This is a genomic window from Actinomycetota bacterium (assembly GCA_040905475.1).
Lineage (GTDB): Bacteria > Actinomycetota > AC-67 > AC-67 > AC-67 > DATFGK01.
The window spans coordinates 1-13613 of the sequence record JBBDRM010000005.1; the positions used below are offsets into that span (position 1 = coordinate 1).

General features: G+C 67.2%; 12 protein-coding genes. 2 read left to right on the top strand and 10 right to left on the bottom strand.

Annotated elements, in window-relative coordinates; all coding sequences use genetic code 11:
* From WEB06_00510 to WEB06_00520, 3 genes are all read right to left on the bottom strand, one after another.
* A partial coding sequence (locus tag WEB06_00510; protein ID MEX2554096.1) for a DUF5681 domain-containing protein occupies positions 1–419 on the bottom strand: 419 nt, incomplete at its 3' end.
* Between the two features lie 263 nt (positions 420–682).
* Positions 683–3826: a type I restriction endonuclease subunit R gene (locus tag WEB06_00515; protein MEX2554097.1), complete on the bottom strand. Its 3144-nt coding sequence runs from the start codon at positions 3824–3826 to the stop codon at positions 683–685.
* Entirely contained in the window at positions 3823–4791 is a 969-nt protein-coding gene (locus tag WEB06_00520) for a restriction endonuclease (GenBank protein ID MEX2554098.1), read from the bottom strand. The genes WEB06_00515 and WEB06_00520 overlap by 4 nt, the downstream gene beginning before the upstream one ends.
* A 248-nt stretch (positions 4792–5039) precedes the next feature.
* On the opposite strand from WEB06_00520, the gene WEB06_00525 reads away from it, so the two are divergent.
* Complete coding sequence (locus tag WEB06_00525) at positions 5040–5747, top strand: DUF433 domain-containing protein (GenBank protein MEX2554099.1); 708 nt, start codon at positions 5040–5042, stop codon at positions 5745–5747.
* Complete coding sequence (locus WEB06_00530; protein MEX2554100.1) at positions 5744–6163, top strand: hypothetical protein; 420 nt, start codon at positions 5744–5746, stop codon at positions 6161–6163. Before WEB06_00525 ends, WEB06_00530 begins: the two co-directional genes overlap by 4 nt.
* A 6-nt stretch (positions 6164–6169) precedes the next feature.
* Here WEB06_00530 and WEB06_00535 read toward each other — a convergent pair whose 3' ends face one another.
* From WEB06_00535 to WEB06_00565, 7 genes are all read right to left on the bottom strand, one after another.
* Positions 6170–7357, bottom strand: a complete 1188-nt coding sequence (locus WEB06_00535) for a restriction endonuclease subunit S (protein MEX2554101.1) — start codon at positions 7355–7357, stop codon at positions 6170–6172.
* Between the two features lie 34 nt (positions 7358–7391).
* Complete coding sequence (locus tag WEB06_00540; GenBank protein ID MEX2554102.1) at positions 7392–8996, bottom strand: class I SAM-dependent DNA methyltransferase; 1605 nt, start codon at positions 8994–8996, stop codon at positions 7392–7394.
* A gap of 469 nt (positions 8997–9465) precedes the next feature.
* Entirely contained in the window at positions 9466–9840 is a 375-nt protein-coding gene (locus tag WEB06_00545) for a hypothetical protein (GenBank protein ID MEX2554103.1), read from the bottom strand.
* A 70-nt stretch (positions 9841–9910) separates the two neighbouring features.
* Positions 9911–10201 (bottom strand): hypothetical protein, encoded by a 291-nt coding sequence (locus WEB06_00550; protein ID MEX2554104.1) that lies wholly within the window; start codon positions 10199–10201, stop codon positions 9911–9913.
* Positions 10198–10803, bottom strand: coding sequence for a hypothetical protein (locus tag WEB06_00555; GenBank protein MEX2554105.1), 606 nt, complete (start codon positions 10801–10803; stop codon positions 10198–10200). Before WEB06_00555 ends, WEB06_00550 begins: the two co-directional genes overlap by 4 nt.
* Positions 10800–12359 (bottom strand): DUF3631 domain-containing protein, encoded by a 1560-nt coding sequence (locus WEB06_00560; protein ID MEX2554106.1) that lies wholly within the window; start codon positions 12357–12359, stop codon positions 10800–10802. Before WEB06_00560 ends, WEB06_00555 begins: the two co-directional genes overlap by 4 nt.
* 371 nt (positions 12360–12730) lie before the next feature.
* Positions 12731–13447 carry a hypothetical protein gene (locus WEB06_00565; protein MEX2554107.1) on the bottom strand — a complete coding sequence of 239 codons (717 nt, stop codon included), beginning with the start codon at positions 13445–13447 and terminating at the stop codon, positions 12731–12733.
* Positions 13448–13613 lie beyond the last annotated feature (166 nt).

The window sequence follows — 13613 nt, forward strand, 5'->3', positions numbered from 1 at the left end:
GAAGAACCCCTTCGTCGGCGACGAAGGAGTTCTTCGAGGTGTCCAATCGAGCACGGTTGCACCGGGTGCGTCGGCTCATGGGCGCACGTTAGGGCCAGGGCAGCGCGGCGCGCTGCGATCAGGCCATCGAGGCCGCATCCGGCGAGGCGTTCGTCCAGGTCCGTGTGGACGACTTCGGCGTCCATGTCATCGAGCGTGAAGCGGCGCGGCAGGATCGCGAGCAGGAGCTGAACGTAAAGGTCCGGTCGCTTGATCCGCGTGCGCTCGATGAAGCCGGGGCCCTCGATCTCGAAGTCCCTGGCGAGGGCATCGAGGAAGGCCACCGAGAGGCGATCGCGAGCGCCACGCCGACGCCCGGCCGGGTTGCCGGATTGGCCCGGCTTGAAGCGGGTGGCGGGGCTCGGGTTCGGGTTGGCCATTCCTGATCGGTTCCTGCACTTCGGAGAAGCGCGTCCTCGGCCAACCTAATCTAACATACCGTGGTCCGAGCCCTACGGCCACGCCGGATGACGCGGGATGTGAGTGATCCGGACGGGCTCGGTTACCGCACACCAATCGAACGTTTCGGGCAACGCCCGCATATGTCGATACAAGGCGCCTAGGCTTTTCCAGCTCTCGCTCGTGGGTGCGGCATCTTCGACTTGACTGGTCGTGTGGACGGTCCCAGGGGGCTCGCGCAGCCTCACGCCCATTCCGCAGATAGCGCCTCCGCCTGCTCCAGAACGGTGAGCGTCGCCTTCTCCTGCTTGTCGGGCGGGTATCCGTGCTTGCGGAGGATGCGCTTAACGAGTACGCGCAAGTGCGCGCGCACGTTCTCGCGTACCGTCCAGTCGATCTTGACGTTCTTTCGGACCGTCGCCACGAGCTCGCGCGCGATCATCGTCAGCGTTGGCTCGCCGAGCACCTTGACGGCGCTGTCGTTGGTTTCCAGCGCGTCGTAGAAGGCGAGCTCGTCCTCGGACAGCCCGAGAGCATCGCCACGCGCGTTGGCCTCGCGCATCTCCTTGGCCAATTGGATAAGTTCCTCGATGACTTGGGCCGCCTCGATCGCGCGGTTCTGGTAGCGGCGAAGCGCGTTCTCCAGCATCTCGGCGAAGGAACGGCCCTGGACCACGTTCTTGCGACGCCGCGCGCGGATTTCGCCGGAGAGCAGTTTGCGCAGCAGTTCAACGGCCAGGTTCCGCTGGGGCATTCCGCGCACCTCGGCGAGGAACTCGTCGGAGAGGATCGAGATGTCGGGCCGCTGCAATCCGGCCGCGGCGAAGATGTCCACGACGCCGCCCGAGGCGACGGCGCGCGAGACGATCTGGCGGACGGCATGGTCAAGTTCCTCGTCGGTCCTGGCGTCCCCCGGCGCGCGCTTTGCCAGGCTGGCCTTCACCGCCTGAAAGAAGCCCACGTCGTCGCGAATGCGAAGGGCTTCTTCATGGGGCACGGCGAGCGCGAACGCCTGGGAGAGCTCGGTGACGGCCTGCATCAGGCGTTCCCTGCCGTTCTCTTGCGAGAGGATGTGCTCCTGGGCGAGCGGAAGGACGCCGAGGCGCTCTTGCGGCGTGCCGGTCGTCCACTTCGACCAGTCGAACCCGTGGAAGAGGCCGCAGCACACCTCGTACTTCTCCAGCATGACGGCCACGGCCTGGTCCTGGTCGATCGCCGTCGTCCCCTTGCCGCCGCTCTCGGTGTACGTGGCCAGCGCGGACTTGAGCTCGTGCGCTAGGCCCAGGTAGTCCACGACCAGCCCGCCCGGCTTGTCGCGAAACACGCGGTTGACGCGCGCGATCGCCTGCATCAACCCGTGCCCGCGCATCGGCTTGTCGAGGTACATCGTGTGCAGGCTCGGCGCATCGAAGCCGGTGAGCCACATGTCGCGCACGATGACGACCTTGAACGGGTCGCTCGCGTCGCGAAACCGATTAGCGAGGGCTTCGCGCCGGGGCTTGTTGCGAATGTGCGGCTGCCAATCGAGCGGGTCGGTGGCCGAGCCGGTCATCACCACCTTGATCGTGCCCTTGTCGTCGTCGTCGCGGTGCCATTGGGGGCGGAGCGCGATGATGGCGCGGCAGAGCTCGACGCAGATGCGCCGACTCATGCAGACCACCATGGCCTTGCCGTCCATGGCATCGAGCCGGTTCTCGAAGTGCTCGACGAGGTCGCGCGCGACGAGCTCGAGCCGCCTTTCGGCGCCGACGACGGCCTCGAGCTGCGCCCACTTGCTTTTGAGCTTCTCCTTGCGCACGACCTCCTCGCCCTCGGTCACCTCCTCGAACTCGGGGTCGATGCGCGGTCGTTCCGTCTCGTCCAGGTCGAGCCTGGCCAACCGGCTCTCGTAGTAGATCGGGACCGTCGCCTCGTCCTCGACGGCGCGAACGATGTCGTAGACGCTGATGTAGTCGCCGAACACCGAGCGGGTGTTCTTGTCGGTGACCTCGATCGGCGTGCCCGTGAACCCGATGAACGATGCGTTGGGCAACGCGTCGCGCATGTGTCGGGCGAAGCCGTCGATGAAGTCGTACTGGCTGCGGTGCGCCTCGTCGGCGATGACGACGATGTTGCGCCGGTCCGAGAGCGTCGGGTGCCGGTCCCCCTCGTCCTCGGGAAAGAACTTCTGGATGGTCGTGAACACGACGCCGCCCGCCTCGACCTTGAGCTTGGCACGGAGGTCGGCGCGGTCCGCCGCCTGCACCGGCGGCTGGCGCAACAGGTCCCGGCAACGGGAGAACGTGCCGAAGAGCTGGTCGTCCAAGTCGTTGCGGTCGGTCAGGACGACGATGGTCGGGTTCGCCATTGCCGGCTCGCGGATCACCCGGCCGGCGTAGAACGCCATCGTCAGGCTCTTGCCCGAGCCCTGGGTGTGCCAGACAACGCCGACACGTCGGTCGCCGGGCGCGCCACCGTGGCGAACGCCCGCTTCGTAGTGGCCGCTCGGCTCGGCGACTCGGCCCGCCGCCGCCATCGCCCGCGCGGCGCGCAATGTCTCCGCCACAGCCACACTCACGGCGTGGAACTGGTGGTAGCCCGCGACCTTCTTGACGAGCGCTCCGCTGCCGTCGTCCTCGAACACGAGGAAGTAGCCGATCAGGTCCAGGAGGCGCCGCCGGTCGAGGGCGCCCTCGATCATGACCTGCATCTCGAGCGCCGTCGTCGGGGCGAGCGTCTCGCCCGCGATCGTGCGCCAAGGCTTGAACCACTCGCGCCCGGCGGTCAGCGTGCCCATGCGCGCCTCGACGCCATCCGAGATCACCAGCAGCGCCTTGTATGCGAACAGCGTCGGCAGTTCCGACTTGTAGGTCTGGAGCTGCTGGAACGCCGACCAAATCGTCGCGTCCTCGTCGGTCGGATTCTTGAGCTCGACGAGGACGAGCGGCAGGCCGTTGACGAACAACACGATGTCCGGCCGGCGGTTGTGCCGGTTCTCGATGACCGTGAACTGGTTGACCGCGAGCCAGTCGTTGTTGGCCGGGTCGGCGAAGTCCAACACCCGAGCCTGCGCCCCGGCGATGCCGTCGTCGGGTCGGCGGTACTCGACGGTAACGCCATCGACCAGTAGGCGATGGATGGCGCGGTTGCGTGCCTCAAGCGTCGGACCCTCGGGGCGTGTCAGCTTGCGGAACGCTCCGTCCAGCGCCTCGGCGGGCAGGTCCGGATTGAGAGTTGCCAGCGCGTTACGAAGTCGACCTTCCAGAACGACCTGCTCGTAGCTCGTGCGCTCGGCCTGGGGCTCGCCTGGTGCGATGCTCGGGCCGGCCATGATCGCGTACCCGAGGCTCTCAAGCCAGGCGAGCGCGGCTTGCTCGACGACCGATTCGGTGAGGTCGGCAGCGCTCATGCCCGCACGAGCCCGGGGCGCAAACCGAGGCGTTCGCGGAACTCCGACGGGATGTCGCTCCAGTGTTCGACCAGGAGGTCCACGAGTTGGCGGCCGTTGATGAGCCCGATCCTTGGGAATCCAGGCTCCAAGGCCACGTCGCTCGCCGCGCGCTGAAAGTCGGCCGTCGTGATGAACGCCCCTTGCCCACCGAAGGGTATGGCCTGGCGAAGCTCGCGCACCTTGGCCGCGCTGATCTTGTTGTCGAGCTTGTAGCGCTTCGCCTGAACGTAGACCTTCACCTTGGCGAGGTTGGCGATATTGAGTTCCCCAATCGCATCGACACCGCCGTCACCGACGCCACCCGTTCGCTCGGAGCCCTCGAATCCGAGCGCCGTGAGGAGGTGTGCGATGAGAACTTCGAACTCCGTGTCGTCGAGTTGGAGCACCTGCTCCAGAACCACCCGATGCGGATCGTACGGACGTTCCGCCGGAGCCTGGGCGAGATCAGGCCGACCGATGGCCACCAGGAACTCGTCGCTCTGCGAGACGGCGAAGACCGTGAGCAATGCACGCAGAGCGTTTTGCAGCGGAACCGACATGGCTCCTCGTCTGAGCCGTTCAGCGATCCACGCGACCGGCCGGCGGTGAGCGAATGGGCAACCGTCGCCCGGATCGACGAACATGTAGGGAGGATCAGGACCGACAACCCCGTACCGGAGCCATTCGGTGTCCTCCGGGGTGATTACGTAGTCACCCGGCTTGATGTCGAATAGAAACCGAGCGATCTGCCCGACGTGATTACCGATGACGTAGTTGCTCGTTACGTCTGGGTGCTCGGTCCTGTAGAGCGGGTAGAGCTCCTCGCGGGTCTGGACGGCCGACAGGTCAGTCTTCCCCATCCAGCCGATGCCCGCGTACCCGCCCTCGATGAAGTGGCGTGTATACGTCCCGAACTCGGCGCGGACGACGAAGACACCCGTCATTCGGCTACCCCGGCTCGTGCGAATTTGTTGCTCCCCTGCGCATGGGGCCCGCCCGGTGCAATGGACAGCAGTCCGTACGTGGCATATCCGAGGCTATCGAGCCACACGAGCGCGCCCGCAATGGCCTCTGACTCGGTGAAGCGGTCACCCATGCTACCCCCTTTTGAGCCGAGGGCCCCGACGCCCAATCTAAACTCGCCAGGCGGCGGTTTCTGGCATTCCGTCACCCGTCCCCGTATGATGTTGACATGAGTGTTAGCCACGGGAAAGCCACCGCCGCGAACGACGGTCACGATGTAGCCGCCTACACGCTGGCAGATGCAGCCCGCTATGTGCGGCTGCCTCGGGCGACGCTGCGGTCCTGGGTCTTAGGTCGCCAATACCACACGGCCGGCGGCGTTGGACACTTTCGCCCGCTGATCCGTCCGGCGTCGGGACAGCCCCCGCTGCTCTCGTTCCGGAACCTGATCGAGGCGCATGTGCTGCGATCGCTGCGGACCGATCACGGAGTGTCGGTCAAGGCGCTGCGAAGCTCAATTGCCTACGCGGAGAGAGAGCTTGGCATCGACCGGCTCTTGCTCCGGCCGGAACTGCGCACCGGGGCCGCCAGCGTCTTCCTCGACCGGTACGGCGAACTAATCGAGCTGTCCGCGTCCGGCCAGCTCGCCATGCGGCTGCTGTTCGAGGAGCACTTGAAGCGGGTCGAGTGGGATTCGACGAAGTTTCCCGTGCGGCTTTACCCATTCCTGGTGGCCGGTGCTCCCAGCGAGGAGCGCCCGATCGCCATTGATCCGCGAATCGCGTTTGGGCGTCCGGTGGTGCTGCGGAAGGGCATCACCACGTCGGCCATCGCCGAACGCATCGACGCGGGGGAGACGGTCGGCGAAGTCGCCGCCGACTACGAACTCGACCAGCCGGAGATCGAACAGGCCGTCCTCTACGAGTGGGCGGCTTGAAGTTTGTCTATTTCACCGATCGCGACCTCGGCAACAGTTTCCCCGAGATTCTCAGGTCGGCTGGCCTGACGGTCGAACAACACAAGGATCACTTCGCACCGACCACACCCGACGAGGAGTGGCTCGCGGCGGTGGGGGCGCGCGGCTGGTTCGTCCTCAGCCACGACCGCCACATCCGCTACAAGCCGAACGAACGCGATGCGGTTATGCGGCACCGGATTGCCTTGCTGGTGATCGTCGGCAAGGCACCCCTTCCAGACCTCGCACGCGCCTTCGTCGCGACGCTGCCGCGGATCGAGCGCTTCCTTGCCCGGCACGAACCGCCGTTCATCGCCAAGGTCTATCGGCCCTCGCCCGCCGAAACGACGCGGCGCGGCACGGCGCCAGGAAGCATTGAACTCTGGTATCCCCGGTAGCCGGACTCAGGTTGCCCTTGCGACGAATCTCTCGGCGTCCTTCACGCGAAGTTCGCCGGAGATGAGCTTGGGCAGCAGCGTGTTGCGGAGGGCGGCGAGGGTGCGGGATTCTTCGATGTTCGCGAGCGCGCGGAGGAACAGCGGCCGAACCGTAGTCTCGAACCGATGCAGAAGCTCGTTCGACGCTATAATCACGCGAGCGCCTTCGATCGTCTTGGTCGTGATCGTGTCGAACACTGAACCGTGTGCACTATGGACGAGTGCATCAACCAAGGTTGCGAAGACGCAGTTGAGCCAGAATGGGCGGCCCGTGAATGAGGCGAGTCCGTAGCACGTCTGGTTCATCGCCATTTCGCGCCCGAACATGCAAAAGCGCCCGGTCGTTGCGCCACGCGCGACTACTACCGTTGCGAACCTGGGGATCATCCGGGCGGCGCTTTCCTTGAGGCCGCGTTCCGTGATCGACCGCTCTGTCCGGATCAGAAGCGCGTCGCCGCATTGGCTTACGTCTTTCGCGCTTGCCCAGGCAATTGCCCCGTCCCAGTACTCCGCAACATCGGTTTTCGGTGTGCCTCCAGAAATTAGCCGGGCATGATCAAGGAGGGGTTCGGATCGCCAACCCTTCGGGATCTCGCCGAGGTCGGAAGGGACGAGGCGGCTGGGGAAGAGGTCGGCGATGCTGGCGGGCAGGCCGGGGTCGCGGCCGGCGGCCTTGGCGCGGACGGGGTCGAAGTCGACGAACCACGACTTGAACAGCGCGCGCGCCATCGCCTCCAGGGTCTCGTTCATCCGCCGGTTCAACTCGATCTTGTCGTCCAACGTGCCGAGGATGTGCGCAATGGCGCGTTGTTCCTCGGGCGGCGGTACGTCCAGATCGAGCATGTATACGGCTGCACGGGTGGTTGAGGGAATTGGGGAGCCATCATCTACCTCACCAAGCTTGTAGTGCCTGATGGCGTAATAGAGCCACCTCATGTCGAGCTCGCTCTTCGGCACCGCGTAGTACGCGGTGTCGATGACAAAGAAGGGCTTCGGAGAATACTGGACGCCGCGATAAGCCCCTTTGCGTCCGAGGATTACCCCTGGTCCCTGCGTGAGTGGTTGCGATGTCCAACCAATCGGGCCGTTTGCTCCGAACACGCGGTACCGTCCCTGCGCTTCGTCGTGGCTGCGGAGCGCCTTCCCGTACTCCAATGCGATCTCTTCTCCCCACGTTGAGGCGCGCCAATCACCCGCCATACCCGAGTTCCTTCAGGTTGGCGGCGATGGCGGCATCCAGCTTCGCGGCCTCGGCCAGCTGCTCCCGAAGCTGGGCCGCGAGCCGCTGCATCTTTTCGTCGAACGGCTCGCCGTCGTCCACCACGGCCTCGGCGCCGACGTAGCGGCCGGGAGTGAGCACGTGGCCGTGCGTGCGGACCTCGTCGAGCGGTGCGCTCTTGCAGAAGCCCGGAACGTCGGCGTAGGCGCCCGCCTCCTTCTCGCCGCGCCAGGCGTGGTAGGTGTTCGCGATGCGCGCGATGTCCTCGTCGGTCAGCTCGCGGTGCGTGCGATCAACCATGCGGCCCATCTTGCGCGCGTCGATGAACAACAACTCGCCGCGCCGGCCGCGGAACCGGCCGTTGCGCTTGTCGCGCGCGAGGAACCACAGGCACGCGGGAATCGGCGTCGAGTAGAAGAGCTGGCCGGGCAGGGCCACCATGCACTCCACGACATCGGCCTCGACGATGTTGCGGCGTATATCGCCCTCGCCCGACTGGTTCGACGACATCGAGCCGTTGGCGAGCACGAAGCCGGCAAGGCCGGTCGGCGCGAGGTGGTGGATGATGTGCTGGACCCAGGCGAAGTTGGCGTTGCCGGGCGGCGGGTCGCCGTACTTCCAGCGCTTGTCGCCGCGCAGCAGCCCGCCGCGCCAGTCGCTCACGTTGAACGGCGGGTTGGCCAGGATGAAGTCGGCCTTGAGGTCGGGGTGGCGGTCGGCGTGGAAGCTGTCGCCGTGGGCGATGCGGCCCTCGATGCCGCGAATCGCCAAGTTCATCACGGCGAGCCGCCATGTCGTGTAGTTCGACTCCTGGCCGAAGATCGAGATGTCGCCCCTGGCCTTGCCGCCGTTGCCGTTGCCGGTCGCGTGGGCCAACACGAACTCGGCCGACTGGACGAACATGCCCGATGAACCACAGCACGGATCGTAGACCCGGCCCTTGTAGGGCTCGAGCATCTCGACCAGGAGCTTGACCACGGAGCGCGGGGTATAGAACTCGCCGCCCTTCTTGCCCTCGGCGCTCGCGAACTGGGAGAGGAAGTACTCGTAGACACGGCCGAGCACGTCCTTCGACCGGCTCTCGGCGTCGCCGACCCTGATGTTGCTCACCATGTCGATGAGCTGGCCGAGGCGGGTCTTGTCCAGCGCTGGCCGGGCGTACTCCTTGGGCAGCACGCCCTTGAGCGAGGGGTTGTCACGCTCGATGCCGGCCATGGCGTCATCGACGAGCTGGCCGATCGTCGGCTGCTTGGCCTGGGCCTTCAGGTGCGCCCAGCGCGCCTCGGGCGGCACCCAGAAGATGTTGAAGGCGCGGTACTCGTCGGGGTCCTCTGGGTCGGCGCCCTGGGCCTGCTCGGCCATGAGCTTCGCGTGCTGCTCCTCGAAGGCGTCGGAGATGTACTTGAGGAAGATCAGGCCGAGGACGACGTGCTTGTACTCGGCCGCGTCCATGCCGCCGCGCAGCGCATCGGCCATCTTCCAGAGCTCGGCCTCGTAGCCGACCTTCGCCCCGCCCTCGTCGCGTGTCTCTAGGAGCGGCGCGTCCCTGACCTTCCTCGGCCTCCCTCGCGGCATGTCGTCCCCCATCCGTGCCGAGCCGCCAAAGCGCATCATCGGCCCAGGTGGCGGTGAAGCCAAGAGCCTGTATCAACACCAAGCTTCCAAGGCAGCATTGACGGGATTGGGGTGGTCCAGTGCCAGCACGCAACCACGACGCTGGGGCGAAGGTGGCCAAAAGCCTCAATACGTGCCCACGGGCCCACATTCGCTTTCGGCTACGAATGTGTGAAATCGGCGGAATCTGCCGTCATATGAACGGCTTCAATTTCGTGGCGCTGTCGGCGACGCGTGAGTGCTCGGCGCGCGCGCGGCGAGCGCCAACGGGTCGCTGGTTCGCGACCCCGGCCCCGTCGGCCTTCGACGGCCGGGTCGATGGCAACAGCGACGGAGACCCGGAAGAACGGGTACGGGATGGGGTCTACGCGCGCCTCGACGTGATTGTCGGCGCGATCTTCGGCGTGACGTGCCGGGCGCGCGTCGCGCATCATCGCGGTGACCTAGTCTTCGGCGGCTTGGATAGGTGGCGCCGAACTATCTCTTCGTCTGCCCAGGCGGACCCAAGCGGCGGCGACGCCAGAGTCGGGTTGGTGTCTTGGACATCCGGTCTTGACGTTGCGGCGTCGCGCCGGCCGGCGCGCCCCTCGGCGAGCGCGGCGATCCGTTCCAGCGCCTCGGCGATGCGGTCGAGGGTGGCGGGCGAGGCGCGCGGTCCGGCGTCGAGCCTAGCGACGACGGCGGCGGTGACCTGGACGAGTACGGCAGGGTCGGACTCGGCGAGATAGGTCAGCGCGTCGCGGCCGCACGACTGCCAGGCGCGCAACACGTCGTTCAGGAATCGCTTGGTGAGCTTGTCACGCACGCCCCTCTTGCGCCCGTGGCGCGGCGCCGTGGCGGGCGTGTACGGACGGAGGTTTGCGAGCGAGCGGGGGTTAGACACGGCGCTTGGTGCCGAAGGCGCGACGGAAGGCCCGATCCTCGGCCTTCTGGCGGCGGATCGCATGGTGTAACAGCGAGCGCGACGCCTCGACCAACACGCCACACTGCGTCCAGTCGGGTTGGTCCGGGTCGGCTTTGGCCCCGGGGTCGAACAACAAATGATGAACCAGGTCGATGATGTAGTACGCCAACTGGCGCGGCGTCGCATTGGCGAAGTCGTCGTGTAGCGGCGGGCGGTCGCCAAGGTCGGCGAGGCGGTACGGAAAGGGCAGGGGTTTGGTCATGTCACGTCACTTACGTGGTCGCGCGCGGCGAGTTTCCACAACGGCACGCGGCGCATGGCCTCGCGATCGGCGGGGTCTCGCCGGTAGTACGTGAGCGTTGAGCCGGTCGCGGCTCGGATGGCGGCACGATCCGGGCCGATGGCGACGATGGGGCGGCCGTCGAGTAGCCAGACGAGCCCGGCCCTATCGAGCCGGTGCTCGGGGCGCGCGGCGTCCACGCCGAACACGTCGGCGGTGGCCCAGCCGAGCGCGGCGGCTTGAGCGGCCCAGCGGTCGAGGAACTGTCCCGCGTCGTCGATGACCTGGCGCCAGCGATCGGACGCGACGCCGGCCGGACAGGGCATGGTGTCGAGCTGAGCGAAGCCCTCGGCCCACTCGCGGGGCACGCCAGCGCCTTCCTCGACGATGGCGGCGCGCTCGGCGACGGCATCAACCTCGCCTTGACGCAACGCCGCGAGCACGTCGGGCTTGTGGACCTTGAAGGCGTCGAGCAGGTCCGCCGGAGGCGCCGTCCGCGCGCGCAGCCTGAGCTGGTCGCCTTCGGCGGTGGTGACGACTCCGAGCGCGTGGGCGCGGGCGAGCAGGTCGTGCGCGACGTTCATAGAAGGGCCTCGAACCCATCGTCGGGCGCGTCGGCCATGTCTTCGTCCTGGGATACCCCCTTTTCATCCGTCCCACCGTCCCATGGCGCGGATTTCCGCGAGATTTCAGCATTTTCGATCCGTCCCACCCGGTCCCATGGGACGGATCGCGAATCGTCGGTTTCCGGCGGCGAGCCGCCATTTGGGACGGTGGGACGGATCAACAAAGGGAGGTAGCGGGCGAACACGTCATCGAACTGGTCCAGGCGGTAGCCCTTGCCCTGGACGGGACCGAGTCGAACATTCGCTGGGGCGATCGCGAACGGCGCCAATAGGCGAGCAATCTGTCGAACCGTAATCGGCCGGCCCGCCTTCCACTCGGGCCATGGCCGAGCCTCAAGCTTGGCCAACCGCTCCGCCAAGTCGGCCGACGCGATCCGATCCGAGCCGACCTCGGCGAAGATGGCGCGCACGTCAGCGAGCAGCGCCACGCCAGCCGTGTCGTCATCGGCCGCCCGCTCACCCGACAGGGCGAGGGCGGCGGCGCGCGCGCGCGACGGCCATGCGCCGCCGACGGCGTCGGCGATGGCGATCATCGGCGACCAGTTGTCGTGCGCCCTGTCGTCGAGCCCAGCGGGCATCGCCGGCTCGGCGTCGCGGAGCGCGTCGAAGTTGTCGGCGGCGAAGCGCGCGAGCCGGCGGCGCACGTCGAGAAAGGCGCCGCGCGAGTCACGCGGCAGGCGCGCGACGCGCTCTCCGGCCCGCTTGCGCTGCATGGCGACCGTGATCGCCCGGTCGGTGACCGTCCCCGGGAGGCGGCCAATGCCCGCGATCGCGATCGGAGCCCAGCATGAGAATGCGGTCGGCGTAATGTCCTCGCCCGCGCATCGAATGACGCGCGCGGTCGCGCGGTCGTGTGAGCCGTTCAGAACGGCGCGCAAAAGCTCGTCGCCGTTGGGGCCGAACGCGGCGTCGATCTCGTCGGCCAGGATCGTCGGCCGCCACGCTTCGATCGCGCGAAACAATGCCGGCCCGGTCACGCTTGCGGCGGCGAGCGGTCGCGGCGCGAGCGCGGCGACCAAGGCGAGGCCGCGCGATTTTCCGCATCGCATCGTCGGCGAGCCGAACGCCAAAATCGGCGAGATCGTCGCCGAGTTGTGTGCCCAGGCGTGAACAACCCAAAGTGCGAGCGCAACGCCCGCGTGGGCGGGCAGTACGACGTGGCGCGCGAAGCTTGCCGCGAGGTCATCGAGCACCGCCGCGCCGTCGACCCGCTCCGGCCACGCGTCACTGGTCCAGCCCAGCCCGAGCGGATCATCGTCGGCGCCGGCGTCGCGTGGGCGCGCGGAGCGGCGGTTCTTGACTTCGGCATCAAGGGTCGTGACGCGCACGCCGAGGCGCTCGGCCATCGCGCCACGTTCCTGGTCATAGGCGAGGCGGTCGAGCCGCGCGAGGCGATCGAGCGCGCCCTCCTCCTCGGCGGCCTCCGCGTGCGGGTCGATCGGCGCCGGGTCGGCCTTCGGTAAATCGCCGTCGTCGTGCTCGACCTCGTCGGCCTCGGCGGCGAGCCGCGCCAAGGCTGCGGCTTGCGCCTCGACGCTTAGCCCCACGCTCTTCACTTCCCGCACGGGCGGTTGGGCCCATTCCCGACGCCCGACCGGAAGGCCGGCAAGGTCGCAGCCCAGCGCTCGCCCTCGGCTCGCGCGATTAGAGTGCGCGCACCGCGCTTAACGGCCGCGAGACGGCCGGCGGCTAATTCCCGATAGGCTGACGAACGCGCGATGGCGTACAGGACACAAAACTGATTGACCGACAAATAAGCTGGCGCGGGGGCGTCCATGGTCTCGACACTTTGTAGCATGACGGCCAGCGGTGGCCGTCGTCGGCCGCAATCGTCTGCCCGCGCCCCCCGCCGTTCAAATCCAGTATAGCTGCGCCGCCCCCAAGATTACGTGCCCCGTTCAAACCGACGGCGCCGCTTTGCGAGCGCGATGCGGTCGTCGATCGCCTTGCCCTTGCCGACCGCGCGGTCGTAGAGCGCCTTGACCGCCTTGCGGCGCGCCGTGGCGTCGCGCGCGTCGGGCAGGTGCAGCGGCGTAAGGCACGCGTCGAGATACGCCGCAACGACCTCGCGCTCGTCGAGGTCGGCGGCCGACACCCTCGGAAGATCGACGAGGGTCCGGACAAATTGATGCAATGGCTCGTCCGCTCGATTGCCGGGCGTCGCGACTTCCGCGTCGGCGCGCTCGGCGGCGCGCACAACGGCCCGCCGCAGCCAAACCATGAGGTCCAGCGCCTTGTCGATTTGACGCTCGGCGGGCCAGAACTCGACCCACGACGCGGTGCGCGGACCGGTGTTCGGGATGGGTTCGAGTTCCCAGCGCTCGGGCTCGAAGTCCGGCAGCTTGTGATCGACCTTTTTGGCCATCTGCCGGGCGGCTTCTTCGAGATTGCCGCGATCGACGTAGTCGAGCCGTTGAAAATCACAGACCAGATCGTTGACCTTGCTCGCCAGCGCCCGCCACCGGCGCGCGTCCTCGGACGGCGGCGCCTCGGGCCGATCGCGCGTCGCCGCGTTGGAATTGACGTAGAACCACGCGGCACCTTCGAGCCGCTTGGCGAAGGCGGCGCGATCGAACTCCGGGCGTTGACGGAACGTCGCCAAGATCGCATCGACCTGAGCGGTTGAGTAATAGGTCTTGTTGTCGAAAAGCTCCTCGTGCTCGGCCAGCGGCGGCCTGACCCGAAGCCCCTTCTTGCGTTGACGTACCACCCTGCCCTACTCCGCCGCCGCGTGGGTCGGGATGCGCGCGAGTTCGCCGGCGAGCCGG